This is a genomic window from Kribbella sp. NPDC051137, assembly GCF_040682535.1.
Classification (GTDB): Bacteria; Actinomycetota; Actinomycetes; order Propionibacteriales; family Kribbellaceae; genus Kribbella; species Kribbella karoonensis.
The window spans coordinates 911,569-936,976 of sequence record NZ_JBFBBI010000001.1 but is presented as its reverse complement, the minus strand read 5'-3'; the positions used below and the strand labels follow the sequence as shown (position 1 = coordinate 936,976).

26 protein-coding genes are annotated in these 25,408 nt (G+C 70.4%); 11 read left to right on the top strand and 15 right to left on the bottom strand.

The window, feature by feature from the left end; all coding sequences use genetic code 11:
• Positions 1-80 precede the first annotated feature (80 nt).
• Genes AB0M51_RS04470 through AB0M51_RS04450 form a run of 5 tightly spaced genes read right to left on the bottom strand, consistent with a single transcriptional unit; the run spans position 81 to position 3,269 of the window.
• Positions 81-827, bottom strand: a complete 747-nt coding sequence (locus AB0M51_RS04470) for a methyltransferase domain-containing protein (protein WP_344201094.1) — start codon at positions 825-827, stop codon at positions 81-83.
• 55 nt (positions 828-882) lie between these two features.
• Positions 883-2,094 (bottom strand): DUF480 domain-containing protein, encoded by a 1,212-nt coding sequence (locus AB0M51_RS04465; protein ID WP_344201096.1) that lies wholly within the window; start codon positions 2,092-2,094, stop codon positions 883-885.
• 31 nt (positions 2,095-2,125) lie between these two features.
• The gene (locus tag AB0M51_RS04460; RefSeq protein ID WP_344201099.1) at positions 2,126-2,374 is read right to left on the bottom strand and encodes a hypothetical protein; all 249 of its coding nucleotides are present in this window, start codon (positions 2,372-2,374) and stop codon (positions 2,126-2,128) included.
• Positions 2,375-2,403: 29 nt separating this feature from the next.
• Positions 2,404-2,877: an SAV_6107 family HEPN domain-containing protein gene (locus tag AB0M51_RS04455; RefSeq protein ID WP_344201102.1), complete on the bottom strand. Its 474-nt coding sequence runs from the start codon at positions 2,875-2,877 to the stop codon at positions 2,404-2,406.
• Positions 2,874-3,269, bottom strand: a complete 396-nt coding sequence (locus AB0M51_RS04450) for a DUF6504 family protein (protein ID WP_344201104.1) — start codon at positions 3,267-3,269, stop codon at positions 2,874-2,876. The genes AB0M51_RS04455 and AB0M51_RS04450 overlap by 4 nt, the downstream gene beginning before the upstream one ends.
• Positions 3,270-3,702: 433 nt before the next feature.
• Here AB0M51_RS04450 and AB0M51_RS04445 point away from each other — a divergent pair, with 433 nt between their 5' ends.
• A complete protein-coding gene (locus AB0M51_RS04445) occupies positions 3,703-4,173 on the top strand; it encodes a YbaK/EbsC family protein (protein WP_344201107.1) in 471 nt (156 codons plus the stop codon).
• On the opposite strand, the gene AB0M51_RS04440 is transcribed toward AB0M51_RS04445, so the two are convergent.
• Positions 4,166-4,903 (bottom strand): nucleotidyltransferase domain-containing protein, encoded by a 738-nt coding sequence (locus AB0M51_RS04440; RefSeq protein ID WP_344201110.1) that lies wholly within the window; start codon positions 4,901-4,903, stop codon positions 4,166-4,168. The two genes, AB0M51_RS04445 and AB0M51_RS04440, sit on opposite strands and share 8 nt — an antisense overlap.
• A 10-nt stretch (positions 4,904-4,913) precedes the next feature.
• Positions 4,914-6,836 carry an N-acetylmuramoyl-L-alanine amidase gene (locus tag AB0M51_RS04435; RefSeq protein WP_344201113.1) on the bottom strand — a complete coding sequence of 641 codons (1,923 nt, stop codon included), beginning with the start codon at positions 6,834-6,836 and terminating at the stop codon, positions 4,914-4,916.
• Between the two features lie 162 nt (positions 6,837-6,998).
• Here AB0M51_RS04435 and AB0M51_RS04430 point away from each other — a divergent pair, with 162 nt between their 5' ends.
• The 4 genes from AB0M51_RS04430 to AB0M51_RS04415 all read left to right on the top strand — a co-directional run bounded on the left by AB0M51_RS04430 (position 6,999) and on the right by AB0M51_RS04415 (position 12,633).
• Positions 6,999-7,592 (top strand): DUF4126 domain-containing protein, encoded by a 594-nt coding sequence (locus AB0M51_RS04430; protein WP_363748039.1) that lies wholly within the window; start codon positions 6,999-7,001, stop codon positions 7,590-7,592.
• Positions 7,585-8,892: an FAD-dependent oxidoreductase gene (locus AB0M51_RS04425; RefSeq protein ID WP_344201118.1), complete on the top strand. Its 1,308-nt coding sequence runs from the start codon at positions 7,585-7,587 to the stop codon at positions 8,890-8,892. The genes AB0M51_RS04430 and AB0M51_RS04425 overlap by 8 nt, the downstream gene beginning before the upstream one ends.
• An 80-nt stretch (positions 8,893-8,972) precedes the next feature.
• Complete coding sequence (locus tag AB0M51_RS04420) at positions 8,973-11,189, top strand: UvrD-helicase domain-containing protein (protein WP_344201121.1); 2,217 nt, start codon at positions 8,973-8,975, stop codon at positions 11,187-11,189.
• Between the two features lie 19 nt (positions 11,190-11,208).
• Positions 11,209-12,633 (top strand): alpha/beta hydrolase, encoded by a 1,425-nt coding sequence (locus tag AB0M51_RS04415; RefSeq protein WP_344201124.1) that lies wholly within the window; start codon positions 11,209-11,211, stop codon positions 12,631-12,633.
• Here the strand turns inward: AB0M51_RS04415 and AB0M51_RS04410 are convergent.
• Entirely contained in the window at positions 12,630-13,169 is a 540-nt protein-coding gene (locus AB0M51_RS04410; RefSeq protein WP_344201126.1) for a histidine phosphatase family protein, read from the bottom strand. The two genes, AB0M51_RS04415 and AB0M51_RS04410, sit on opposite strands and share 4 nt — an antisense overlap.
• Before the next feature lie 4 nt (positions 13,170-13,173).
• The gene (gene metF, locus AB0M51_RS04405) at positions 13,174-14,091 is read right to left on the bottom strand and encodes a methylenetetrahydrofolate reductase [NAD(P)H] (protein WP_344201128.1); all 918 of its coding nucleotides are present in this window, start codon (positions 14,089-14,091) and stop codon (positions 13,174-13,176) included.
• Positions 14,092-14,149: 58 nt separating this feature from the next.
• On the opposite strand from metF, the gene AB0M51_RS04400 reads away from it, so the two are divergent.
• Positions 14,150-15,229, top strand: coding sequence for a polyprenyl synthetase family protein (locus AB0M51_RS04400; protein WP_344201130.1), 1,080 nt, complete (start codon positions 14,150-14,152; stop codon positions 15,227-15,229).
• 15 nt (positions 15,230-15,244) lie between these two features.
• On the opposite strand, the gene AB0M51_RS04395 is transcribed toward AB0M51_RS04400, so the two are convergent.
• The 4 genes from AB0M51_RS04395 to thiE form a co-directional block, all read right to left on the bottom strand.
• Entirely contained in the window at positions 15,245-15,664 is a 420-nt protein-coding gene (locus AB0M51_RS04395; RefSeq protein WP_344201132.1) for a helix-turn-helix domain-containing protein, read from the bottom strand.
• A 55-nt stretch (positions 15,665-15,719) separates the two neighbouring features.
• A complete protein-coding gene (locus AB0M51_RS04390; RefSeq protein WP_344201134.1) occupies positions 15,720-16,136 on the bottom strand; it encodes a barstar family protein in 417 nt (138 codons plus the stop codon).
• Positions 16,137-16,212: 76 nt separating this feature from the next.
• Positions 16,213-16,644, bottom strand: a complete 432-nt coding sequence (locus AB0M51_RS04385) for a ribonuclease (RefSeq protein ID WP_344201135.1) — start codon at positions 16,642-16,644, stop codon at positions 16,213-16,215.
• Complete coding sequence (thiE, locus tag AB0M51_RS04380) at positions 16,641-17,282, bottom strand: thiamine phosphate synthase (RefSeq protein ID WP_344201137.1); 642 nt, start codon at positions 17,280-17,282, stop codon at positions 16,641-16,643. The genes AB0M51_RS04385 and thiE overlap by 4 nt, the downstream gene beginning before the upstream one ends.
• Positions 17,283-17,324: 42 nt before the next feature.
• Between thiE and thiO the strand changes: the two genes are divergently transcribed.
• From thiO to AB0M51_RS04355, 5 genes are all read left to right on the top strand, one after another.
• The gene (thiO, locus tag AB0M51_RS04375) at positions 17,325-18,452 is read left to right on the top strand and encodes a glycine oxidase ThiO (RefSeq protein WP_344201139.1); all 1,128 of its coding nucleotides are present in this window, start codon (positions 17,325-17,327) and stop codon (positions 18,450-18,452) included.
• A 169-nt stretch (positions 18,453-18,621) separates the two neighbouring features.
• On the top strand, positions 18,622-19,554 hold the full coding sequence (locus tag AB0M51_RS04370; RefSeq protein WP_344201141.1) for a LysM peptidoglycan-binding domain-containing protein: 933 nt from the start codon (positions 18,622-18,624) through the stop codon (positions 19,552-19,554).
• 73 nt (positions 19,555-19,627) lie between these two features.
• A complete protein-coding gene (pknB, locus tag AB0M51_RS04365; RefSeq protein ID WP_344201143.1) occupies positions 19,628-21,592 on the top strand; it encodes a Stk1 family PASTA domain-containing Ser/Thr kinase in 1,965 nt (654 codons plus the stop codon).
• Positions 21,593-21,631: 39 nt separating this feature from the next.
• The gene (locus tag AB0M51_RS04360) at positions 21,632-22,513 is read left to right on the top strand and encodes a DMT family transporter (RefSeq protein WP_363748033.1); all 882 of its coding nucleotides are present in this window, start codon (positions 21,632-21,634) and stop codon (positions 22,511-22,513) included.
• A gap of 8 nt (positions 22,514-22,521) precedes the next feature.
• Positions 22,522-23,721, top strand: a complete 1,200-nt coding sequence (locus tag AB0M51_RS04355) for a glucoamylase (RefSeq protein WP_344201147.1) — start codon at positions 22,522-22,524, stop codon at positions 23,719-23,721.
• On the opposite strand, the gene AB0M51_RS04350 is transcribed toward AB0M51_RS04355, so the two are convergent.
• Both AB0M51_RS04350 and AB0M51_RS04345 read right to left on the bottom strand, forming a co-directional pair.
• A complete protein-coding gene (locus tag AB0M51_RS04350; protein ID WP_344201149.1) occupies positions 23,704-24,267 on the bottom strand; it encodes a hypothetical protein in 564 nt (187 codons plus the stop codon). The genes AB0M51_RS04355 and AB0M51_RS04350 overlap by 18 nt on opposite strands.
• 19 nt (positions 24,268-24,286) lie before the next feature.
• Positions 24,287-25,357, bottom strand: coding sequence for a glycoside hydrolase family 172 protein (locus AB0M51_RS04345; protein ID WP_344201151.1), 1,071 nt, complete (start codon positions 25,355-25,357; stop codon positions 24,287-24,289).
• Positions 25,358-25,408 lie beyond the last annotated feature (51 nt).

Sequence of the window (25,408 nt, the reverse complement as noted above, 5' to 3'; positions counted from 1 at the left end):
ACACGAAACCCTGACCGCCTGTCCAGCGCGTCACGGTCGCGCAACTGCCTGCCGATGTCACCCTCTGTTGCGGGTGCCGATCAGCGGGTGGCGAGGATGTGCAACTGCGTCGCCAGCGCGCGGAACGCCGGGTGCTGGCTCGCCGCCCGCTCGAGCTCGGCCAGCGAATCGGCCGCGCCCGGCTCGGAGTCGACGAACGCGGACGGCACCAGGTCGGCGAACGTCCGGACCCCGTGCACCGTGTGCACCATGAACCCGGCGTCGGCCAGCTGCGCCGTGATCACCGCCTCGTCGAACCGGCGCGGCATCGGATCGGTGGCGCCCCAGCGCCCGTCCGGGTCCTGCAGCGCGATCCGCGCCTCGGCCAGGTGCCCGGCCAGTGCCCGGGCCAGCACCACCGCGTTGCGCTGGGCAACGAGCAGGCTCAGTACGCCGCCTTCCCGCAGCACCGACGCCATCGCCTGCAGCGCCTGCACCGGGTCGTCGACGACCTCGAGCACGCCGTGACACAGGACCGCGTCCGCGGTCGACTCCCCGGTCAGTCCCAGCAGCTCCGCCGCGTCACCCTGGACGCCGCGGACCAGTTCGCTGACGCCTTCGTCGCGGGCCCGGCGTTCGAGTGAGGCGAGCGCGTCCGGGCTCGGGTCGACGACCGTCACCCGGTGCCCCTCGACCGCCAGCGGCACCGCGAATCCACCGGTCCCGCCGCCCAGGTCGACGATGTCCAGGCCGGCGCCCGGATCGGTCCGCTCCCGCGCCGCCAACGCAACGCGCAGCGCCTCGCCGACCAACGCCGTCCGTACGCCGCGTCGCCGCCGCTCCACCATCTACCCCTCCAGCCGAGTCCACACCGCCGCGCCACACCCTACTGGCACGCGCCGATCAGGCCGGAGTACGGGCCACGAGGTACAGGCGGTTGGTGGTCTCGGCGTGACTCGCGAGCGGGCCGCGGAGGTACCACTCGATGTCGGTCAGGCCGGCGGCTTCGAGCAGCTGCACGAGCTGGGCGGGGTTGTGCAGGACGTAGTCCAGGCTGACCTCGTGGCCGAAGAACTCGCCGACGTGGAGGACCTCGTCACCGGCGTGCAGCGCGATCACCAGCAGCCCGCCGGGATCCAGCGGCCGGGTCAGCGCGGCGATCGTCTCCGGCAGCTCCGACACCGCGAGGTGGATCAGCGAGTACCAGGCGAGCACGGCCGCCCAGCCGGAACTGGCCGGTGGGCGACCGAGCCGCCGCAGGTCGCCGACCTCGAAGCTGAGCCGCGGGAACCGCCGGCGTGCCTCGGCCACCATCTCCGGCGACAGGTCGAGACCGGTCGCGTCCGCGTCCCGATCGGCGAGGTACGCCGTCACGTGCCCGGGACCCGCGCCGACCTCGACGATCGGTCGGCCGTCGGCGTCGGCAATCACCCGGTCCAGCAGCCAGCGCTCGAACGGCAGCCCGTCCAGCTCGTCGAGCAGTTCGTCCGCGTACGCCGTAGCCACCGCGTCGTACGCCGACCGCACCCGCTCGTCACGGGCGGCACCGCCGTCGGCGATCACCGCGTCGCGGTCGACGGACTCCACCGCGGCGGCCGCCTCGGCCTCGGACACCGGGCCCAGCAGGTGGATCCAGCGGCGGTCGTGCTGACCGGCGCGGCGTTCGAGCTCGCGGACGAGCGGCTCGGGACGCGCGGCCATCCGTTGCAGACAGGCCTCGACGTCGGCGCGGTCCTCGAACCGGTGCAGCCGCTCGGTCCGGGTCCGCAACTCCCCCGGCGCCTGCGCCCCGCGGAGCAGCAGCACCGTGATCAGCGCGCGCTCGTCGTCCTCGAGGCCGAGCTTCTCGTCGAGGATCTGGTGGTACTTCAGCGTCCGGCGGCCGGTGTCGACCCAGACGATCCGCAGCAGCTCGCGATCCCGCAGCCCGCGGGCGACCCGCTCGACGGTGCCTTGGTCGTAGTCCACGACCGGATCGCGATTGCTGGTCTGGTTACAGGCCGTCCGCAACGCGTTCGCCGTCAACGGGTACGACGCCGGCACGGTCAACTGCTTCTCCAGCAAGCTCCCGAGAACCCGCTGCTCGTCGACGTCCAACACGGGAAGTCCGCTCACAGCGCCGACCCTACCCAAGGCGCGACGACGGTCAGCCGGGTTGGTAGGTCTCAGGAAGCGTCAGCGGCTCGAACGCCGTGCCGTTGCAGGCCGGGCAGAGGGCGTCGGCGTACAGCCCGGAGCCCGCGCACCGGGTGCAGAGGCCGTCGTGCCAGGAGTCGCCGGCCAGGGACTGGTGCGGTCGCGGGTAGTGGGTGTCCGGCAGGTAGCACTCGGCGCCGGTGACGGCATGGACGCGAGCGCACAGGTCCTTGCCCAGGCCTCTCGTGGTTTCGCTCACGGTCGGGATCTCCTCAACTACGGGGTGGGTCAGCTCGCCTGCATCCAGGACTGGGTGAGGACGGACTGCGGATCGGTGGTCGCGGTGAGCACCGGGCTGGTGGAGAGCCGCAGGCTCGCCTCCACCTGGGTGTAGAACAGGTCGACCGCGCGGACCAGGTCGTCGGCCTCGCGGGTGCTGACGGCGCGCTCCAGCCCGGCCTCGGCGGCCGCACGCTGGGCCGCGCCGGCGGCGAAGAACGTGGCCCACTCGCCGAACTCCGGCGCGACCTCGGCGAGCAGCACCCAGGCGTTGCGCTGCACCCGGCGGCGGCTGCCCGAGCGGACCGGGCGGGCGCGGACGGCGAGGACCGCGGCCGCGACCCGGAGCGCCGCGACGTGCGCGCTGGAGTAGCGGATCAGGTGGTCGGTGGTCTCGGTCGCCTCGGCCAGCGCGGCCCGGGCACGGGACAGCTCACGGCTGGCCGCGCCGGCCGCGGCCGGCGACACCGGTGAAACGGTCATCGGTCGGTCACCCTCTCCAGTTGCCAACGGCCCGAATGCGGGTCGTGGGCGAGATCGAACATCTCCTGCCGTCCGAGCCGGCCGCTGCCGGCTTCCACCCGGAACACCGTGCGCTCCGGTCCCCATTCCGCGTCCAGCACGCCGACGGCCGCCGAGCAGACCTCCGCGACCGTGGCCGCGTCGATCCGCGCGAGGGTGTCGGTGCGGGCCAGCGGGTCGTAGGTCCGGCCGGTGCCGATCACGCCGCGCTCCCACCAGGCGGCGGTCTCGGTCCACTGCGAGCGGACGGCGCGGACCCGCCAGAGCCGGCCGCGCCACAGGAACTGGTCGGGGATCTGCACGCCGTCCACCGGCACCGAGTGCACCTCGACGGCGTCGTCGAACTCCCACATGCTCCATCGCCTCCTGTGTTCCGCGTCCTGCTGAACGGCCGGTCCGGGGCCGGCGGCCCGGCGGGTGAGCCCGGGGTGGGGGTCGAGGACCACCCCGGTGCCCGGCCCGCCGGGGCCACCGGATTCCGATGCGGCCGCAACTCCGCACCGGAGTCGTCCAGCTGCCCGGTCCACCCCGGTCCGGCCTCCCGACGAAGCCGGGTCCGAGGCAATCGAACATCTGTTCGAACACTGGAAGCGTATCGTCGTCTGCCGACAGTCGTCAACGGGAGCCGGTGCCGGCGCGCCGGGGACCGGGCCACGGGCAGCCGCGACCGCGGCGGCGGCGCTGCTGGGCAGGGTTCCGGTCTCCATGTCTTGATCGTGCCGGAGGCCACCGACAGTTTTCGGACGGTGCGCGAAAACGGGGTGACAGGACACCTAAGCTCGCAGGGTGAGCAGTCATCCCAATGTGCAGAAGGTGGCCGACGCGCTGCGGGCGGCCGGCGCCACCGGAGAGATCGTGATCCTGGACGAGGCGGTGCCGACCGCGGCGGCCGCGGCGGCGGAGCTCGGCTGCGAGGTCGGCGCGATCGCGAACAGCCTGATCTTCGACGGCGACGGCACCCCGGTGCTGATCCTGACCTCGGGCGCGCACCGGGTGGACACCGCGAAGGTGGCCGCCGGGCTCGGGATCGGGAAGCTGAAGCGGGCCACCCCGGAGTTCGTCAAGGAGCACACCGGCCAGTCGATCGGCGGCGTCGCCCCGGTCGGGCACCCGGGCCGGGTCCCGACGTACGTGGACACCGCGCTGGCGCAGTACGACGTGATCTGGGCCGCGGCCGGCATCCCGCACTCGGTGTTCCCGACGACGTACGACGAGCTGCTGAAGCTCACCGACGGCACCGAGATCACCGTCAACTGACGGGTTGCTTCAGGATCGCGGGAATCGCGGTCCTGACGAACCGCCGGGCCAGCCCCGCGCGCGTGTGCCGCCACCACGGCCCGGTGCGGACGTCCGATCCGTAGCGGCGGCGCCTGATGTCCTCGACGACGTCTGCCGGAGCCCCGAGCCGGGGCAGGACGTCGAAGGCGGCGCGTTTCGTGATCAGGTCGCCGGTCGCCAGCGTGACGTGCGCCCGGGCGATCGTGAGCAGGCTCAGGTCGACCCAGATGTCGGCGTACCAGTTCCCGCGCTTCCGGGTCGCCGGCAGCCAGAACTCGCGCAGGTCCCGGCGGACGAACTCGAACAGCTCCTCGTCGGACACCGGTGGCAGCAGCTCGGCGGGCGCCTGCCCGAAGAGCGTTCGGTTGCCGATGGCAAGCTCCCGGCGGGTCACCGGCGTGACCGGCCGGTCGAAGTACCGCTGGTGTGCGAACGTCGGGTGCCGCACGGACAGGTCCGCGAGGTCCGTCATGTACGAGCAGTGCAGCTTGTCGGCCAGCGGGTACGACCGAATCAGCTGGCGATGCATTTCGGCGACGGAGGGCGGCGGAGGCTCGGACACCACGACGATCACGTCCAGGTCGCTGCGACCCAGCTGGTAGTCCCCCAGCGCCAGCGACCCGTGCAGCCAGACCGCCCGTACCTTCGCGACCTCGCGTACGGACGTGACGAAGCCGTCCAGCAATGGCTGAACGGCTTCGTCGATCACGAGCGACAGACTAGACGGCCGGGCGGACGTCCACGTCGGCAGCCCGCACGTACGCCATCCGGTGACCGAACCAGATCTCGTAGTACTTGTCGTTGCCGAGCACCTGAACGTGGTCGGCCGGCGGCTGCCCGTCGAACGTCACGGCCCGGTAGTAGTCGGTCTCGATGCTCAGGTCCGCGACCGGGTAAGCCTGGCCCGCGCCGATCGTGTACTGCAGCGGAGTCACCGTCTGGTACGGGATCCCCGCCGGGTACGCCGACTTCTCCGGGTAGGCCCGTCCGTACACCGGCACAGACGCGAGACCTGCCTTCGGCTTCACGACCAGACCGGGCTTGGCGAACGCATCCGGTGCGGACGCCGGGCTCTTGAACCAGCCGAGCGCACCCAGGTACCAGACGGCCACCCAGTCACCCTGGCGCTGCGCAACGACGTACCGCGAGCCCGCTGCGGCCCGCGAGCCCATGTCGGACACGTCAGTGGTGCCGGCGGATCCGTCCGGGTGCAGACCGAGGTCCTTGACCAGCGGAGCGTTGTCGTCCGGCGCCTGGCGGAGGTACACGAAGTTCGTGGCCTGCGGCGCGCAGGTCGTGTTCGGCGCGTCGCAGTTGGAGACGACCTGGACGTTGCCCTGGAACCCAGGCTTGATCGTGACGATCGACCCGGCCTTGACCGGCAGCACGGACTTGCCCCAGATCGGCGCGCCGAGCAGGTCGAAGTAGTGCTCCCAGTCCCAGTACGGTCCCGGGTCCCAGTGCATGCCGCGGACCGTGGACGGAACCGTGCCCGGCACCTGGTCGTGGCCGATGATGTGTGCCCGGTCGAGCGGGATGTTGTTCTTCATGGCCAGGTAGCGCACCAGCTTGGCCGAGTTGCGGTACAGCGACTCCGTGAACCAGGTCGCACCCTGCGGCGCGAAGCCCTCGTGCTCGATGCCGATGCTGTGCATGTTCACGTACCAGTTGCCGGCGTGCCAGGCGACGTCCTTGGCCTTCACGTGCTGCCAGACGTGACCGTCGGACGAGCGCATGGTGTAGTTCCAGCTCACGTACGTCGGGTCCTGCACCAGGTTCAGCACGCCCTGCCAGGTGCCCTCGGTGTCGTGGATGACGATGTAGTCGATCTTGCCGGTCTTGGGCCGGTCGGCAAGGTCGTGGTTGCCGTAGTCGCCGGCCGTGCCGAACTCCTGGTACGGCGCCGGCAGCCACTCGCACCCGAGCGATGCCGGGCACTCCACGTTCGACGTGGACGGCTGGACGCCGGCCGGCAGCGAAAGCTTGCCCAGCTGGGACTTGTCCGGCTTCACGGCGAGCGCCGGCATCACGATCTCCTGGCCGGTGTTCGTGGTCCGGGCGGCACCCTTCGCCAGGATCGAGTAGACGTCGTCGGCGAAACCGCCCGCGCCGACCTTGTCCCCCGCCTCGGCGTACGACGCCACCGCGCCGTACCAGTCGGCGGCTGACGTGTTCGCGCCGGTCGGCAGGCCGAGCGACTTCTGGTACGACGCGAGCACCGCGGCGCCGCCGTCGATGTTGGCGGTCGTGTCGGTGCGCAGCGTGGACTGGTCGAGGCCGGTCAGCTCGGACGCCTTCTTCAGCGTCTGCAGGGACTCGGCCGTGGCCACCTTCTGCTTACCGGACAGGTCGGCGACCTCGGAGGCGCCGAGACCGGTGAGGTGCATCGGGCCGTACCCGCCGGTGGTGCTCGGCGCGCCGGCATGGTCGTCCCAGCGCGACTCGGCGTACGAGACGGCCAGCAGGACCGACTCCGGTACGCCGTACTTCGCGGCCGCCGCGCCGTACGCGGACTGACCGCTGACACCCGGGGTGCCGGGCTGGGACGCCTCGGCCGGTGGACTTCCCAACGACACGCCGACCAGCGCGGTCGGCACAGCTACCGCAGCGAGTGCGGCAAGAATCTTCGGACGACGCAGCATGATGATCTCCTGAACCCGTGGGCGGGGTGCCGGTCACACAGACCGGCAGCCTAGTCACTGTGGGTCGGGACGACGCGGATGTCAACGGTTAACGAAAACTCACGTCGCCGGGTTCGATACTGACGAAAACCTGACGGCCACCTCGGGTTACGGAGTACCTGGATGGAAGCGCTGCCGCTGGCGGTGACGACAGGCTGGGCCAGTGGTGTGAACGCCTATGTCTGCGTACTGATCCTCGGGCTGCTCGGCCGGTTCGCCGGCGCCGACGAAGTCCCGCACGCGCTCACCACGACGCCGGTGCTGATCGCGGCGGGCGTGCTGTTCGCGTTCGAGTTCGTGGCCGACAAGATCCCCTACGTCGACTCCGCCTGGGACGCGATCTCGACGGTGATCCGGCCCACCGTCGGCGCGATCCTGGCCGCGTTGCTATCGGGTCAGGCGAGCACGCTGCACCAGGCCGTGATCGCCACCACGGGCGGTCTGGTAGCGCTGCTCTCGCACACGGTGAAGTCGAGCCTGCGACTCGCGATCAACACGTCCCCCGAGCCGGTCACCAACATCGCCGCATCCTCAGGAGAGGATGTCGCGGTCGCCGGTGTGGTCTCGCTGGCCGTCTTCCATCCCGTCGCGGCGCTGATCGTCGCCGGCGTGCTGCTGGTCCTCGGGCTGATCGCGGTGTACTTCGCGTTCAGGCTGATCCGGCGGGGGTATCTCAGGTTCAAGGCGTGGCGAGAGAAACGTGGGAACAGTGGCTGAAGTGATTGTGGTCGGGGCCGGTCTGGCCGGTCTCGCGAGTGCGGTGCGGCTGGCGAAGCTCGGCCACCAGGTGACTGTCTGCGAACGCGACGAGCACCTGGGCGGCGTGCTGGGCCGCGTGGAGGCCGACGGCTTCACCTGGGACGCAGGAGCCGCCAGTACGACGCTCCCGGCCGCCCTGCGCGACCTGTTCCGCAAGAGCGGCCGTCCGATCGAGAGCCTGGTCCAACTGGAACCGGTGACCGAGCCGCGCCGCCACATGTTCGCCGACGGCTCGGTCCTCGACCTGCCGGTCAGCGACCGCGGTGCGCAGGAGGAGGCGTGGACAGACCTGGCAGGTGCGCCCGTCGCCGCGCAGTGGACGAAGCTGGTCGACGCGTACGGCGACACGTGGCAGCTGCTGCGCAAGACCTCGCTGGAGCCGCCACTCGAGCACAAGCTGCCGATCAAGACCATCCGCGCGCTCAAGCCGTGGCAGTCGTTGGAGAAGGTCGCCCAGCGCGAGCTGACCGACGACCGCGCCCGTGCGGTCCTGCGACACTTCGCAGCCCAGGGCGGTTCAGACGCGAGCCTGACACCCGGGTACGTCGGCGTGTGGTCGTACCTGGAGCGCACGTTCGGCCGCTGGACGATCGACGGGGGTTTCGGTGCACTGGCAGACGCGCTGGTGCAGCGAGCGAGCGAGCGGAAGATCACCGTCCGCACGAGTGCCGAGGTGGTCGGCGTGACCACGACCAACGGGGCTGTCTCCGGCGTACGGCTGTCGGACGGTGAGGCGATCCCCGCGGAGATCGTCGTGAGCGACATCGACCCGCGCGTCCTCTACGAATCCATGGTCGACGACCCGGCCGCCAAGAAGGTGCGTAAGCGGATCCTCTCGACACACCAGGCGCAGGCGGCGTACGTCGTACACCTGGGGTTGAAGGACCCGGTGCCGGAGCTGCCGTTCGAGACGGTGCTGCACGGGACGCCGACCGTCGTCGTACGGACAGGTGGTACGGCACCGGCCGGTCACCGAGCGTGGTCCGTGCTGGTCCACGGGTATCCGACCGACGACATACTGGACCTGTTGGTCGCCCGTGGGCTGCCTGTCCGGGAGCAGGTGGTCTCGCGGCAGACGTCGCCGTCGTGGTGGGCCGGCGTGGCCTGGGAGGGCTACCGAACCGCCCGCCGCCGCGCCTCCAACGTGTCGCCGGTGAAGGGCCTGTACTGCGTCGGCGCGGGCGCCCATCCGGGCTCCGGTGTGCCCGCCACCACACTGGGGGCGGCGATTGTCGCGGACGCCGTCGGGAAGGCCTGAGACCGCTGTCGGGTTGGACAGAAGGGCCAACTAAGATTGGTTGTTCCTGTGTTCTGAGTTCCCGGCGGGAGAGGACCTCGGTGGATCAAACCCCCACATCGGCCGATCACGAGACTGTCGAGCGGGCTGAGCTGGTGGCTGAGCAACAACACGTCGACCGGGTGTACGGCCGGGTCGAGGAAGCCGCCCGGTCCGCGTCCCGGATCGCGGTCGAAGGTCACCAGCGCGGCCAGGCGCAGAACGTCGGCCGTGTCCGCGACGAGGAGCAGACCGGTCTGTACGAGCGGGACGTGCTGGTGTTCGCCGCTGCCCGCCGGATCGCCGAGCTGGACGCGGAGCACGAGGGCCTGGTGTTCGGCCGGCTCGACTCCGACCGCGGTGACGACCAGCCGCCGGCCTCGACCGCGGCCGACCTCGAGAAGCTGTACGTCGGGCGGATCGGCGTCCGCGACGCGGAGTACGAGCCGCTGGTGATCGACTGGCGTGCGCCCGCCGCCGAGCCGTTCTACCGGGCCACGCCGACCGACCGGCAGAAAGTCGTCCGGCGGCGCGTGCTGCGGAACAAGGGCGCGAAGATCGCCGGCCTCGAGGACGATCTGCTGGCGCCGGAACGGGCGCCGGCGGACCTGCCGGTGATGGGTGAGGGCGCGCTGATGGCGTCGCTGTCCCGGGCCCGCGGGCACACCATGCGCGACATCGTCGCCACCATCCAGGCCGAGCAGGACGAGGCGATCCGGGCACCGGCGCGCGGCGTCACGCTGATCGGCGGCGGCCCCGGTACCGGCAAGACCGTGGTCGCGCTGCACCGCGCGGCGTACCTGCTCTACAGCGACCGCCGGCGCTTCGAGCGCGGCGGCGTACTGGTGGTCGGTCCGTCGGCGGCCTTCATGGCGTACATCGAGCGGGTCCTGCCGAGCCTCGGCGAGAACACGGTCTCGCTGCGCGCCGTCGGCGAGCTGGTCGACGGTGTGAAGGCGACGGCCGTCGACAGCGCCGAGGTGGCCGCGGTGAAGGGCTCGCTGCGGATGCGCGGTGTGCTGTCCCGCGCCGCCCGCGACCGGGTGCCGAACGCGCCGACGACACTGCGGGTGTTCCTGGGCGGTGCGACCGTCGAGCTGGACGCCAACCAGCTCGACAACGTCCGCCGCAACGCGCTCCGGCGTACCGTCCGGAACCGCGCGGCCGCCGAAGCCCGCAAGGGTCTGGTCGCCGCGTTGTGGCAGCGGTTCCCGGAGGATCTGCGGAACGGGCCGCTGGGCGACCGCGAGGCGTTCGGTGACCGCGTCACCGACACGCCGGCGTTCCGCACGTTCTTCGGTCAGTGGTGGCCGGTGCTGACCGCCGAGTCGGTACTGCGCTGGCTCGGCGACCCGCGCCGCCTGCAGCGCTGGGCCCGTAACGACCTGACGCCGAGGGAGGTCGACGCGCTCGCCACGGCGGTCCGGACGACGGCGGAGTTCACCGTCGCGGACGTGGCTCTGCTGGACGAGCTCAGTACGCTCCTGGGCCGCCCGCCGATCGTGGAGAACACCGACGAGGAGTTCGACTGGCTGGAAGGGCTGACCGACGGCGTCAACGAAGTACTGACGAGCTCCGAGCGTCGCGCCCGCGCCGCGGCCGCGCGCGAGGCGGAAGAGCCGGAGGAGTACGCCCACGTTCTCGTGGACGAGGCGCAGGACCTCTCCCCGATGCAGTGGCGGATGGTCACCCGGCGCGGCCCGCAGGCCAGCTGGACGATCGTCGGCGACCTGGCGCAGAGCTCCTGGCGGGATCCTGCCGAGGCACAGGCCGCGATGGACTCGATGCTGTCGCACCTGCAGCGGCACTCGTTCCGGCTGTCCACCAACTACCGGAACTCGGCCGAGATCTACGCGTTCGCCGGCGAGGTGATCCGGCAGTCGATCCCGGACGCCGACCTGCCGAACGCGGTCCGCAGTACGGGCGTGGAGCCGGAGCACCGGATCTTCGACGCGGGCAAGGTCGCCGAGGCGGCCGGTGACGCGGCCGCGGAGCTGCTGCAGCTGGTCGAGGGCACGGTCGGCGTGATCGTGCCGCCGGCGCTGCGTCCGGCGGTGGACCCGGTGCTGGCCGAGCTCGGCGACCCGCGGGTCGTTGCCGTCAGCCCCTTGGACTCGAAGGGCCTCGAGTACGACGGTGTCGTGGTGGTCGAGCCGGACCGGATCGTCAGCGACACGTTGGGCGGCGTCCGCGCGCTGTACGTCGTTCTGACCCGGGCGACCCAACGTTTGATTACCATCAACAGCACTACCCATTGGTTGCCCGCCCGCGACTCCTGACGCACCAGGAAGTGGCGCCTTGACCAAGGTTCTCGGCGTGGCCGTTGCTGTCGTAGCAATGGCCACGCAGCTCACTGTGCCCGCTGTCGCCGCGCCGAAGCTGACGTGGGGTGAGTGCCCGCCCGACTCCGGCGCCTTCCGGCAGGTGTCGTGCGCGACGATCAAGGTCCCACTGGACTACGCGAAGCCGAACGGGAAGCAGATCACGCTGACCATCTCCGGGGTCGGCAGTCTGTCCGCACCACACGCCCTGCTGGTCAACCCGGGCGGCCCCGGTGCTCCGGGGATCGGCCTGGAGCAGATGGTGAGCGCGGCGCTGCCGGAGAAGGTCGCCGAGCAGTACGCCGTGTTCAGCTTCGACCCGCGCGGTGTCGGGGACAGTACGCCGGTGAGCTGTGGGGACACCAGCAAACTGGTCAAGCATCCGGCACTCCCCTACAAGCCCGCGAACGCCCACCAGGAACAGTTACGCGTGCAGCAGGCGCGGCAGATCGCGTTGCAGTGCGGCCGATACGCCAAAGACCTGCTGCCTTACGTCACCACCGAGAACGCGGCGCGGGACATGGACCGGATCCGGATCGCGCTCGGCCGCGACAAGCTCGACTACCTGGGCTACTCGTACGGCACCAAGCTCGGGGCGACGTACGCGACGCTGTTCCCGCAGCACACCGGGCGGATGATCCTGAACAGCGTGGTCGACCCACTCGTGTCGACGTACAGAACGACGTACGAGCAGGACCCGGCCTTCCAGGCGCGGGCCGGTCAGCTGTTCGGGTGGATCGCGTTACAGGACAAGACGTACCACCTGGGGACGACCGCGAAAGCTGTCGCGGCGGTGTGGCAGAAGGCGCGTGGCGATCTGGCGAAGAAACCCGCCGGCGGACGGGCCGGTGTGGCCGAACTGGACGACATGCTCGCGTCGGCGCTGTACACGGACGACCTCTGGTCATCGCTGGCCGATGCGCTGGTTCAGTACCGGCACGGCGACCCGTCCGGGTTGCTGTCGATCACGGATCAGTTCGCGTTGCAGTCGGTGGATCCGGGGCTGCTCGCGTACAACTGCACGGACCCCGGCTGGCCGCGGAACTGGCACACCTGGCACTGGGACACGGCGATCGCCGATCGGCGCGCACCGCAGTTCGCTTGGATGAACACCTGGTACAGCGCGCCATGTGCGTTCTGGCCGGTCGCTCCGGCGCGGCCGGCGCCGATCAGGTCCGCCGTTCCGGTCCTGCTGCTGCAGAGCCGCGACGACCCGGCGACACCGCTGCTCGGCGCGCGCCGGATGCACGCCGTGCTCACGGGCTCGAAGCTGATCACCGACAACGGCGGCAACCACGCGTCGTACCTGTTCTCGAACAATCCCTGCGTCGACAGCAAGGCGGAGAAGTACCTGCTGACCGGGCAGCTGCCGGTCGACGGCAACTGCCCGGCTCCGAGCTAGGCGCGGGGTACGACGTACTCCACCAGGTCGGCCTCGTTCGCGGCGAGGTCGGCCCAGCGGGTGGTGAGATGCAGGATCGCGAGACCGGTGGTCGGGAACTTCTGGGTGAGCTCGATCCGCTCCGGGCTGGTGCCGTCCAGCGCGAGCTCGTCGGCCAGCCACGGGATGCCGGGCGCGTGCCCGACCACGACCACCGTGCGGGCCTCGGCGGGTACTTCGTGGACGACGTCCAGCAGTGCCTCGATGTCCGCGTTGTACACACGCTTGTCGTACCAGACGTCCTTGGCGGTGACGCCGGCCTCGGCGACGAGCTTCCACGTCTCCCGGGTGCGCTTCGAGGGCGAGCACAGCACCAGGTCCGGCTCGATGCCCTGGGCAACGAGATGCCGGCCGGCCGCACTCGCGTCCGCGCGGCCGCGGTCGGCGAGCGGACGTTCGAGATCCGGCAGATCCGGCCTGGTCTCCGGCGGCACCGCCTTCGCGTGCCGGAGCAGGACGAGAGTTCGGTCGATCAACAGGTCCGACGGGTCAGCCATTGCGTCAGGATACGACGGCGGGCCGGAGGTTGCGGAAGACCTGTCGTGTTGCGGTGGATCTGTTCAGGGTAATGAAATGGATGCCGGGCGCGCCGCCGGCGAGCAGGCGTTCGGACAGCTCGGTGGCGATCTCGATACCGGTCTCGCGGACCCCGGCCGGATCGTCCTCGACCGCGTGCAACCGGTCGGTGACGGACGCCGGCAACGCCATCCCGGTGAGCTCCGCCATCCGCTGGATCTGCTTGATGTTCGTCACCGGCATGATGCCCGGCAGCACCGGGATGTCGCAGCCGAGCGCGGCCGCCCGGTCGACCAGCCGGAAGTAGTCGTCGGCGCCGAAGAACATCTGGGTGATCGCGTAGTCCGCACCGGCCCGCGCCTTCGCAGCCAGCACCCGCGCGTCCGCCTCCAGCGAGACCGCCTCCGGGTGCTTGTCCGGGAACGCGGCGACGCCGACACAGAAGTCGCCGAGCGAACGGATCAGCTCGACCAGCTCGATCGCGTGGTTCAGCCCGTCGGGGTGCGCGACCCACGGCTGGTTCGGCCCGCCGGGCGGGTCACCGCGGAGCGCCAGCATGTTCCGGACACCGGATCCGGCGTACGCGCCGATCACCGACCGCAGCTCGTCCCGGGAGTGCGCGACGCAGGTCAGGTGCCCGAGCGGGGTCAGCGAGGTGTCCTGCGCGACCCGCTCGGTGACGCGGATGGTCCCGTCCCGGGTGCTGCCGCCGGCGCCGTACGTGATCGAGACGAACGTCGGCCGGAGCTGCTCGATCTCGCGGATCGAGCGCCACAGCACCTCCTCGGCCTCCGGCGTCTTCGGCGGGAAGAACTCGAACGAGAAGGACCGCTGTCCGGACGCGAGCAGCTCACGGATGGTCGGCGCACCGCCGGGAAGCGTCGAGGGAAGTCCGTTCGCCATGCGCCTCAGGTTACCCGCGGTGAACCCCGCCGTCCGCCCACCGACTACGCTCCGAGACGTGGACGATGTGGACATCCCGGCCGGGATCCAGCGGGCGCTGAGCGAGTTCCTGGACCGGCAGGAGGAGCGGCTGGCGGCGATCGGCCCCGAGCTCACCGAGCAGGTACAGGCGGCGCGCGACGCGACCAGTGGCGGCAAGCGGCTCCGGCCGTCGTTCTGCTACTGGGGCTACCGGGCCGCGGGCGGCGATCCCGCCGGTGAGCTGACCGGGCCGATCCTGCCCGCGGCGGCGAGCCTGGAGATGCTGCACGTCAGCGCCCTGGTGCACGACGACGTGATGGATTCCTCCGACGTACGCCGGGGCGCCCCGGCCGCGCACCGCCGTTTCGAGGCGCTGCAGCGCGAGCGCGCCGAGAAGACCGGCAGCGGCGCCGACCCGGCCGGCTTCGGCATCGGCGCCGCGATCCTGCTCGGCGACCTGTGCCTGATCTGGGCCGACGAACTGCTGCACACCTCGGGCTTCGACGCCGCGGCACTGGCCCGGGCCGAGCAGTACTTCGACGCCGTCCGCGTCGAGGTGACCGCCGGGCAGTACCTCGACCTGGTCGCGCAGGCGAGCGGCCGGTCCGACATGGACCTGGCGTTGCGGGTGCTGCGGTACAAGTCGGCGACGTACACGATCGAGCGGCCGCTGCACATCGGCGCCGCGCTGGCCGGCGGCGACGAGCGGCTGATCGCGGCACTGTCCGGGTACGGGCTGCCGCTCGGCGAGGCGTTCCAGTTGCGCGACGACCTGCTCGGCGTGTTCGGCGACCCGGCGCTCACCGGGAAGCCGGCCGGCGACGACCTCCGTGAGGGCAAGCGGACCGTGCTGATCGCGTACGCCGTCGACCACGCGTCGGAGATCCAGCTGACCGAGTTCAACCGGCTGTTCGGGCGGCCGGACCTGGACGACGACGAGATCCAGTTGCTCCGCGAAATCCTCCAGGACTCGCGCGCGGTCCAGGCCTGCGAGGAGCTCATCACCGATCGCACCGAGGACGCGCTGGACGCCCTCGACCGCGCGCCGCTGGCCGACGACACCGCCCGCAAGGCGCTCACCGACCTGGCGATCGCCGCCACCGCGCGGAACCTGTAGCGGCTAGGACATGCCCTAGCGCTCCGCGAGCAGGTTGATCAGCCGGAGCAGGTCCGCGGTGGCCGGCAGGTTGCCGAGCACGATCACCTTGAGCACGGCGCGTTCCTCGTCGTAGATCGTCTCGGCCTTCAGGCCGTCCGCCTCCGGCTGGTTCAGCGCGCCGTCGATGTGGGTGCCGATCCGGTCGGCGGTGGCACGGTCGACCGCGTCGATGTGCACGATGCTCGACGCTTCGACGTGCCGGGCGGAGCTGTCCACCTCGGCGACCGCGGTCGGCGTACCGGTGAACGCCTCGAGGTCCTCGCGGGTGATCCGGTACTGCTTCCCGATCCGCACGGCCTTCAGGCGGCCGTCGCGGACGTAGTTGCGGATCGTACGGACGTGCAGGCCCAGACGGTTCGCCACCTGCTCCACCGAGTACAGCTCCTGGGCCATGCTTTCAGCCTAAGACACTTTCCTTAGAATTCCCTATACATGGCCGATTCTGGGCTCATAGGGTAATTTGCGGCAATGCGCTCAGCAGGTCCGGTGCACTCGCCTCGGCGATCAGGACCCGGAGCTGGCCGGAGTTCGTGGTGTCCTCGGCGAAGATCTGCAGCGCGACGTCGACCGTGTCGTGGTCGTGCTCGAGCAGGTTCCGGACGCCGGTCCACAGCACCACCTCGGGGGCGCCGGTCGAGCGGTCGCTCAGTGAGTCGGCGAGCGCGTCCCAGTTCCGGCCGAACCAGCGCGGCAGGTCGAACGCGGTCGCGCACAGGTCCAGGAACCCGGCCTTGTCGTGGATCTCCCCGGTGTCCAGCAGCACGAACCCCAGCCCGGCGGCGGCGGCCTTCCGCCGTACCTCGTCGGCCCCCGGAGCGTCCGGCCAGCGGTACACCCCCGGCCGCAGCGCGCTCAGCTTGCTCATCGACGTCCTCGCTTCGCTCCGGGCGCCGATGAGGCACGGAGTCGGCAGTGCTTGATGATGACCTCGCTTCGCTCGGTCATGACGTTCCCCCGTCCTCCGCGATCCGGCGGAACGACTTGTAATGGTCATCGGTGTAGTAGCGCTCGCCGGCGTTCCCGGCCACGATCCGGCGGGCGCCGCGGTCCTTCTCCCCCGGCGTTTTCACCGTGTACTCGTGGTAGTAGCCGCGGTCGTGCTTGGGCAGGATCTTCTCCAGGTTGCCGAACACGACGCCGTCACGGCTGTACGGGAACGGGCCGCCCTGGTCGATCAGCTTCAGCGTGTCCTGCGCCTCCTTCGGCAGGTCCGCGACGGCGACGTACTTCAGGCCGCTGGTCGGGTCCGTCCCGCCCGCCTTGCCCGTCGAAGTCTTCGCGGAACACCCGAACAGCGAGGCTGCCAAGGTGAGCACCAGCATCGCGATCACCACGACCGCGACGACCCGTGCGGTCTTCTGGTTGCCGATCACCCGCGCAGCCTCCGGGTGAACTCGGCCGCCGCCGCACCCGGGTCGTCTGCCTCGGTGATCGCCCGGACGACGACCACCCGGGTCGCGCCGGCCTCGATCACCTCGTCCAGCCGCTCCAGGTCGATCCCGCCGATCGCGAACCACGGCTTCGACTGCCGGCGGCCCGCGGCGTACGACACGAGCTCGAGACCGGCCGCCTGGCGGCCCGGCTTGGTCGGTGTCGCCCAGGTCGGCCCGACGCAGAAGTAGTCCGAACCGACCTCGTCGACCGCGGCGTTCACCTGGCTGAACGAGTGCGTCGAACGCCCGATGATCGGCCCCGGCCCGGTGATCGCCCGGGCCGCGTGCACCGGGAGGTCCCGCTGTCCGAGGTGCAGTACGTCGGCACCCGCCGCGAACGCGATGTCCGCGCGGTCGTTCACCGCCAGCAGCTTGCCGTGCCGCTTGCAGGCGTCCGCGAACACCTCCAGCGCGGCCAGCTCGTCCGCGGCCTCCATCTCCTTCTGCCGGAGCTGCACGATGTCCACGCCACCGGCCAGCGCGGCGTCCAGGAACTGAGCGAGATCGCCCTGCTTCTCCCGTGCGTCCGTGCACAGATACAGCCGGGCATCCGCGAGACGGTCGGTGTGGTCAGTCACACGCAAAGCCTGCCATGACCGCCCAGACGTAGGGTTTACGGCATGCCAGATGTGGTGGTTGTAGGCGGGGGTCTGATCGGGTTGGCTACGGCGTGGCGGCTGGCTGTGGACGGTCTTCAGGTGACCGTGTGCGATCCGACGCCCGGTGGGCAGACGTCGAACGTGGCCGCCGGGATGCTGGCTCCGGTCACCGAGGTCGAGTTCGGCGAGGACGAGTTGCTCGCGCTCAACCTGGCGTCGGTCAACGCCTGGCCCGCGTTCGCCGCCGAGCTGGAGGAGCTGACCGGGCAGCCGGCCGGGCTGCACCAGACGGGCACGCTGTCGGTGGCGTACGACGCCGACGACATGGCAGTACTCCGCCGGGTCGCGGACTACCAGCGCCGGCTCGGCCTGGAGGTGGAGGACCTGTCCGGCCGGGACGCCCGCCGCCGCGAGCCCTTGCTCGCCACCGGCGTCTCCGGCGGCGTCTGGGTCCCGGGCGACCACTCCGTCGACAACAGGCAGGCCCTCGCAACGCTCTTGAAGGCACTCGAGCTGTCCGGCGTCCACCTCGTCCGGCAGCGCGTGACTCGCGTGATCACCTCCGGTACGACGGCAACCGGCGTACAGCTCGACAACGGCGACACGGTGGACGCGGAGCAGATCGTGGTGGCAGCGGGGCCGTGGTCGTCGCAGCTGGACGGCGTACCGGAAGAGCTGCGGCCACCGGTCCGTCCGGTGAAGGGCGAGGTACTGCGCCTGCGGGTTCCCGAGGCGTACCGCCCGGCGCTGCAGCACACCGTGCGCGCGACCGCCCGCGGCTTCTCGGTGTACCTCGTCCCACGACCCGGCGGCGAGCTGGTGGTCGGTGCCACGAGCACCGAACTCGGCTATGACACCAGGGTGCTGGCCGGCGGCGTGTTCAACCTGCTCCGCGACGCGCGGACGGTGCTGCCGATCACCGACGAGCTCGAGCTGGTCGAGACGATCGCCGGGCTGCGTCCCGCGACGCCGGACAACGCCCCGGTGCTCGGCCCGTCCGGACTGGATCGGTTGCTCTGGGCAACCGGCCACTACCGGAACGGCGTCCTGCTGACGCCGGTCACGGCGCAGGTGCTGGCCGACACCGTTCGCACCGGGGCGCTCCCCGACGTCGCGAAGCCCTTCCTGGTCAGCAGGTTCTCGCGCTGACCCACGGTTGCCGACAGCAACCGGAATGATTGTGAACCACAACGATGTAGTTCAGCGTTGAATTGTAACCTTTACGTTACAGGCGTCACACCGACCCCATCAGTACCTGTTGTCACATCAGCCTCAGCACTTAGGGTCAGGTGACGTACACAACGGGGAGTTGGTTGCGATGCGCAACGTTGTTCGGATTCTGACCGGGCTCGCGGTACCGGTGCTGACCGCGGCAGTGATCACCGCGGGCTCGCCCGGGCTCGGCGCCTACAAGGTCAAGCAGGGTGACACCCTCAGTCACATCGCCGGCCGCTACGGCACCACGGTCAGCAACCTGGTCGCGCTGAACAAGCTCCCGGGCAACGGCAACGCGATCTACGCCGGCGAGGTGCTGAAAGTGCCGATGCCGGCGACGAGCACCCCGGCCAGGCGTTCCCAGCTCGGAAGAGTCACGTATATCGTCAAATCCGGCGACACGATCTCCGGGATCGCGAAGCGCTACCACTGCTCGCGGGCGAATCTGCTGGCGGCCAACAAACTGAAGGCCGGCGACCCGATCTACGCCGGCAAGCCGCTCCAGGTCCCGGTGAAGATCCGGCCCAAGGCGCGGACAGACAACACGTTCGCCGGCCGCACGTACGCCGACCACATCGTCGCCCAGGCGAACCGCAACCGGGCGATCCTCAAGAAGCGCAAGCAACCGACCCGGTCGCAGGTGCGCTCACTGATCGTGAGTGCGTCGAAGCGGTACGGTGTCGATCCCCAGCTCGCGCTCGCCGTCGCCTGGCAGGAGTCCGGCTGGAAGCAGCGGGTGGTCTCCCCCGCGAACGCGATCGGCGCCATGCAGGTGATCCCGTCCACCGGGCGGTTCGCGTCCCGGATCGTCGGCCGCGAGCTCGACCTGCTGAACGCGCGCGACAACGTCACCGCCGGCGTCGTACTGCTCAGCCGCCTGACCGGGGCGGCCCGGCTGGACATCGCGGTGGCCGGGTACTACCAGGGCCTCGGCGGGGTGAAGAAGAACGGCATGTACGCCGACACGAAGGCGTACGTGACGAACGTCCTCCGGATCAAGGCCCAGCTGGACCGCGGCTGGAACCCCCTGCGGTGAGCCTGGCTCAGTAACGCTGCGGTGTTATCTACACTCTCTGCAGAACGGTTTGGGGAGAGGCGGCTCACCGCAAGTGACGGACGACGTGGACACGCAGGTCAGCGACCGCCTCGTCGGGCGCGTGCTCGACGGTCGGTACCGCGTGGGCGCGCGCGTCGCGAAGGGCGGGATGGCGACCGTCTACCAGGCGCTCGACATGCGGCTGGACCGGACCGTCGCGCTCAAGGTGATGCACGACGGGCTCGGCGACGATGCCCAGTTCACCCGGCGGTTCGTGGCCGAGGCCCGGGCCGCCGCCCGGCTGTCCAACCCGAACGTGGTGGCCGTCTTCGACCAGGGCGACGACAACGGCACGCTGTTCCTGGCGATGGAGTACGTCCCCGGCCGCACGCTGCGCGACGTCATCCGCGAGGAGGCACCGCTCTCCCCCGCCCGCGCTCTGGATCTGCTGGCCCCGATCCTGTCCGCGCTCTCGGCCGCCCACGACGCGGGCATCGTGCACCGCGACATCAAGCCCGAGAACGTGCTGATCTCCGACAAGGGCGCCGTGAAGGTCGCCGACTTCGGTCTGGCCCGCGCGGTGAGTGCCAGCGGCAACACCGCCACCCAGGGCCTGCTGATGGGCACGGTGTCGTACCTCGCGCCCGAGCTGGTCACGGACGGCAGCGCGGACGCCCGGTCGGACGTGTACTCGGCCGGCATCCTGCTGTACGAGCTGCTCACCGGCAACAAGCCGCACTCCGGCGACACCCCCATCCAGGTCGCCTACGCGCACGTCCACAACGACGTACCGCCGCCGTCGCTCGAGCAGCCCGCGATCCCGCCGTACGTCGATGCCCTCGTGCAGCGGGCCACGGCACGGGACCGGGACCTCCGGCCGACCGACGCGCGGGTGTTCAGCCGTCAGGTGCTCCGGGTCCGCAGCGCGCTCGACGAGGGGCTGCCGGACGACCCGGAGCTGACCGGCGACCTGACCGTGCCGATCCAGCAGATCCGGCAGGACAGCGGGTACGACGACGGGTACACCCGTGGCGAGCCCGTCCCCGGCAGCCGGCCGATCCGGCACGACACGATCGTCGTACCGGTGGACCACGGGCGGCCCACCGGCGCTCCGGCGAAGACGCCACCGACACCGTCGCCGGCGCCGGCACAGCGCAGGTCGCGCGGGCCGATCGCGTTGATCGTGATCCTGGCGCTGGCGATCGGCATCGGGACCGCCGCCTGGTACTACGGCATCCATCGCTACACCACCACGCCGTCGCTCGTCGGGATGGCGCCCGCGGCGGCCGCGACCGAGGCCGAGAAGTCCGGCCTGAAGACCAGCGTGGACAACCAGGACTTCTCCGAGGACGTCCGCAAGGGCCTGGTGATCCGCACCGACCCGGGGCCGGGCGACCGGATCCGGAAGAACGGCGACATCGGCCTCACGGTCTCGAAGGGACCCGAGCGGTACCGGGTGCCGCAGCTCGTCGGCCTGCCGCTGGACGCCGCGCAGCAGGCGCTGTCGCCGATCAAGCTGATCACCGGACAGATCACCGAGCAGTACGACGAGACCGTCCCGCAGGGGCGGGTGATCGCGATCAGCCCGAAGTTCAACACGGTCGTGAAGCCCGGGACCGCCGTGAACTTCGCGGTCAGCAAGGGCAAGCGGCCGATCGGCGTACCGGATCTCACCGGGAAGTCGTACCGCGACGCGAACAAGGCGCTGAAGAAGCTCGGCTTCGTGGTCACGCGCACCACGAAGTACGACGACAAGGTCCCCGAGGGCGACGTGATCAGCCAGAGCCCGAACAGCGGCACCCTGTTCGCCAAGGACAAGGTCGCGCTGGTGGTCTCGCTCGGACCGCCGCTGGTCGAGGTGCCGAACGTGAAGAAGAAGACCACCGGCGACGCGCAGCAGATCCTCACCGGCGCCGGCTTCAAGGTGACCGTGCAGAAGGCGCCGTTCAACCTGGGTCTGAACATCGTCGCCGCGCAGAGCCCCGGCGCCGGGCAGAAGGTGAAACCGGGCACCACGATCGTGATCACCGTGCTCTGATTTTGCCTTCCGAGTCAGCGCTCTGATCTGATGTCCGGCGTGAATCACCCTCGTGTTGCTGTACTGGCGCTCCTGGCTGTCGCAGCCGCGTGGGGGTCGACGTTCTTCCTGACCAAGGACCTGCTCACCAGGATGGACGTCGCCGACTACCTGGCGTTGCGGTTCCTGATCGCCTCGGTCGCGCTGATCCTGGTCCACCCGCCCGCGATCGCCCGGCTCAGCCGGCTGGACCGCGGCCGGGCCGTTGCCCTCGGCATCACGTACGGCATCGCGCAGCTGGTCCAGACCGAGGGCCTGCGGCACACCTCGGCGAGCGTGTCCGGCTTCGTCACCGGGATGTACGTCGTGTTCACGCCGTTGCTCGGCGCGGTGATCCTGCGGCACCGGATCGGGCGCTGGGCGTGGGTCGCCGTGATCCTCGCCACGGTCGGGCTCGGCGTCCTGTCACTGCGTGGGTTCAGCCTCGGCACCGGCGAGCTGCTCACGCTCGCGTCCGCCGGTCTGTACGCGCTGCACATCATCGGCCTCGGAGCGTGGTCCACCTCCAGGAACGCCTTCGGCCTGTCGTCGTTGCAGACGGTGGTGATCACAGCGGTCTGTGCGATCGGGGCCATCCCCGGCGGCTTCTCGGCGCCGTCGACCGGCCGCGACTGGATCAGCGTCGTGTACATGGCGCTGATCGCCGGCGCGCTCGCGTTGATCGTCCAGACCTGGGCACAGGCCCACCTGACTCCGACCCGCGCGGCCATTGCGATGACAATGGAGCCGGTGTTCGCGTCGGCCTTCGCGGTGTTGTTCGGTTCGGACAGCCTCACGTGGCGGATGCTGGTCGGCGGCGCACTCGTGGTGTCGGCGATGTATCTGGTCGAGCTGGCACCGCGACGTAAGTTCGAGGCGGAAGTACAGCACTTGGCGCAATAGGAGGTGCGATGCGGGAGAACCGGCCACGCGACCGGTGGTTCCCGTACGCCGTGATCGCGCTGCTGCTGGCGGTGCTCGCGGGCGGCACGATCAGCAACCTGGTCCGGTTCCCGCAGCCGCAGCTCGTCTCCGAAGGCATCCCGCACGCGTCGGTCCGCTCGGCTCTCGGGAACGATCCGTACGACGACATGATCCGGCATGCGCTCTCCGACCTCGACGCGCTCACGCTCCCGAACGGCGCGACCCTGGCCGGCGAGAACGGCCCGTGGCGGTACGTCTGGCCGCGGGACGCGTCGTTCGTCGCCGTTGCCCGGTGCGCGATCGGCGAGTACGACAAAGCTCTCGCCGAACTGGCCTTCCTGAATCGCGTGCGTCCCGCCAAGGGACGGTGGGAGGCGCGGTATACGGAGACCGGCGCGCGGGTCGGCGACGGCCGTACGCCGCAGCTCGACGGGTCCGGATGGGTGCTGTGGGCGACGTGGTTCTGCCGCGCGGGCGACAAGTACTGGGACATGGTCCGGCAGTCGGCCGACGAGATCGTCGCCGAGCTCGGCCCGGACGGCCTGCCGAGTCCTTCACCGGACTACTGGGAGCGGCCCGAGCGCGAACTCACGCTCGGCACCGTCGCCCCGCTGCTGACCGGCCTCCGCGCCGCGGCCGGGATCGCCACCTCACTGCACCATTCGCCGGAGGCCGCGCGCTGGTGGACCGCCGCGGAGAAGTTGTCCGCGGCAACCGACCGGGTGTTCGGCCCGGACTATCCGCGGACCCCGGCGCAGGCCACCAGCTTCGTCGAACCCGGCCTCGCGCCGGTGTCGTTGCAGGGCGGCCGGGACGCGATCGTGACGGTCCTCGGCCCGCCGTTCGCGCCGGCCCGTCCGGTGGTCAGTACGGCGATCGACACGACGTACGGCGTACTGACGCAACCGAACGGCGGTGTGACACCGGGAGAGGACTGGCGGGCGGACGGAGTGTCGTGGACACCCCAGACCGCGCTGTTCGCGCTGAGTGCGGCCGCCCGCGGCGACCAGGACACCGCGAACGCCTTGCTCACCTGGCTCGACCACCACCGCACCAGGACCGGGGCCCTCCCCGAGAAGGTCAACCGCGACCTGCACCCCGCCGGCGAGGCCCCCCTCGCCTGGACCGCGGCCCTGGTCGTCCTGACGGTCGCCGCACTCCACGGCGACCTACCGATCCCCTCCTAGCTTCTTCTCTCGCTCGAGCCGCTCCGACCGCCGGCGTCTGACCTCACGGAGGCGCTTGCTTGTGCTCCTCGACCCGAACGGCAGGCGGGGCCGGCGATCGTTCCTGCTGAGCCAGGCCCAGCCGAGCGCACCGAGCCCGAACACCACCGCGGCGATCGGGATCGACACGTACTGCGAGAACGGTGACCTGTTGAACACCTGGTCCCGCGAGCTGACCCACACTGTCACCTGCTCGCCGACTTCCGGCCGGTCGCAGGTACTCATCACGCCGTGATGCTGTTCCCCGTCCGCGCCGACCCAGGTCAGGTCGACCTCATACGACGTTCCGTGGGTGTGGGTCAGCCCTCTACCGTCCTTGCTCTCGCCACACGGGCCGTCGGCAACGGCGCTTCCGGCGACGGCCCCCACCTTCTCGGTCCGGAAGGTGGCCTGCTCGAAGAAGTCGGCGGGCTCGTCCGATCCGAACAACAATGCGGTGCCGAGGATGATCGCCCAGACGGCTGCACCCACGACCGCCCAGCCGACGACGAACAGTATGCGACGCATCCCCGGGAGTATATGGCCCTCAGCAGATCTCCATGTCGTCGTGGCTCGGGGTGGCTGGGCGGTTGGTGCTGGTCTTGGCGGAGTAGAAGAACGCGGTCGAGGCGATGTCGTCCTGCAGCGGGAGGTACCGCCCACCGGAGCGCCAGCCGAGCGCCTGTACGTCGACGCGCAGCCGCTCCTTGAACCGGACCGGGTCCGGCAGGTGGAACCGGTACATGCCGAACCGCTGCTGGCTCTGGTACTGCCCGTCCGGGCGGATCACCTGCGGCATGCCGAGGTACGGCGTACTGAACTCGGTGTAGCCGCCCAGGTGGGGTACGTCGAAGTTCCACGCGCCGCCGAAGTAGTCCTCGGTCCCCGTGCCGCAGATGGTCGGGAACTCGTCGTCGCCGTCCACGTAGAACTTCACCTCGCCCTCGCCCCACCAGCCGGTGCTGTTGACGCCCCACGCGACGTACGTCCCGACGTAATGGCCTGGGCCTTCCACGCCGTCCAGCAGCGTGTGGACGGTCTTGGCCTGCAGCGGGTTGCTCCGCCGCCATTGGGCGTGCAGGTACGCGGCCTTGTCCGGTACGGCGCCCAGCCAGTAGTCCACCTGGAAGTACACGACGACAGGCTCGTCGTGGGTGTTCTCGATGGTCAGCTTGGCCTGCTGGTTGAACGGCATCTCCCAGTAGCAGTTGAACCCGCCGTTCGGGTTCACCGCGACGGGCAGCGAGTTGACCTGGGCGAACTTGCCCCAGCCCGAGCAGAAGAAGTCGCCGACCGGAGTCTCGACCGCGGGCGCGTCGTCGCCGTCCCAGAACGCCCGCAGGACCAGCCGGCGCCAGTGGTCGACGTGCGTGGTCAGCCAGATGTGCGTGATGCACCCCGACCCGGCGATGTCCGCGAGTGTCGCAGTCTCCCCCGGCCCGATCTCGATCGACGGCGAGACCTTCCAGCCCTGGCCGAGATCCCGGGCCGCGTGCGCTCCGGTCCCCTCGGTCCGCCGCCCGCCCTGACCGGGCTCGCCGGTCGGGTTCTCCGCACTGATGGAGCGCGTCTCGACGTCGGCGAGCGCGCTGATGCCGGTGAGGTTCCCAAGTGTCATACCGCGACCTTAGGCTGCACCGGGTTCGTCGAGAAATCGATTGCCCATGAA

What these genes read in the sequence shown, in the direction of transcription:
- AB0M51_RS04470 (WP_344201094.1), bottom strand. Translation starts at nt 827, where the DNA reads ATGGTGGAGCGGCGGCGACGCGGCGTACGGACGGCGTTGGTCGGCGAG.
- AB0M51_RS04455 (WP_344201102.1), bottom strand. Translation starts at nt 2,877, where the DNA reads ATGACCGTTTCACCGGTGTCGCCGGCCGCGGCCGGCGCGGCCAGCCGT.
- AB0M51_RS04450 (WP_344201104.1), bottom strand. Translation starts at nt 3,269, where the DNA reads ATGTGGGAGTTCGACGACGCCGTCGAGGTGCACTCGGTGCCGGTGGAC.
- AB0M51_RS04435 (WP_344201113.1), bottom strand. Translation starts at nt 6,836, where the DNA reads ATGCTGCGTCGTCCGAAGATTCTTGCCGCACTCGCTGCGGTAGCTGTG.
- AB0M51_RS04430 (WP_363748039.1), top strand. Translation starts at nt 6,999, where the DNA reads ATGGAAGCGCTGCCGCTGGCGGTGACGACAGGCTGGGCCAGTGGTGTG.
- AB0M51_RS04410 (WP_344201126.1), bottom strand. Translation starts at nt 13,169, where the DNA reads ATGGCTGACCCGTCGGACCTGTTGATCGACCGAACTCTCGTCCTGCTC.
- metF (WP_344201128.1), bottom strand. Translation starts at nt 14,091, where the DNA reads ATGGCGAACGGACTTCCCTCGACGCTTCCCGGCGGTGCGCCGACCATC.
- AB0M51_RS04395 (WP_344201132.1), bottom strand. Translation starts at nt 15,664, where the DNA reads ATGGCCCAGGAGCTGTACTCGGTGGAGCAGGTGGCGAACCGTCTGGGC.
- AB0M51_RS04390 (WP_344201134.1), bottom strand. Translation starts at nt 16,136, where the DNA reads ATGAGCAAGCTGAGCGCGCTGCGGCCGGGGGTGTACCGCTGGCCGGAC.
- thiO (WP_344201139.1), top strand. Translation starts at nt 17,325, where the DNA reads ATGCCAGATGTGGTGGTTGTAGGCGGGGGTCTGATCGGGTTGGCTACG.
- AB0M51_RS04370 (WP_344201141.1), top strand. Translation starts at nt 18,622, where the DNA reads ATGCGCAACGTTGTTCGGATTCTGACCGGGCTCGCGGTACCGGTGCTG.
- AB0M51_RS04355 (WP_344201147.1), top strand. Translation starts at nt 22,522, where the DNA reads ATGCGGGAGAACCGGCCACGCGACCGGTGGTTCCCGTACGCCGTGATC.
- AB0M51_RS04350 (WP_344201149.1), bottom strand. Translation starts at nt 24,267, where the DNA reads ATGCGTCGCATACTGTTCGTCGTCGGCTGGGCGGTCGTGGGTGCAGCC.
- AB0M51_RS04345 (WP_344201151.1), bottom strand. Translation starts at nt 25,357, where the DNA reads ATGACACTTGGGAACCTCACCGGCATCAGCGCGCTCGCCGACGTCGAG.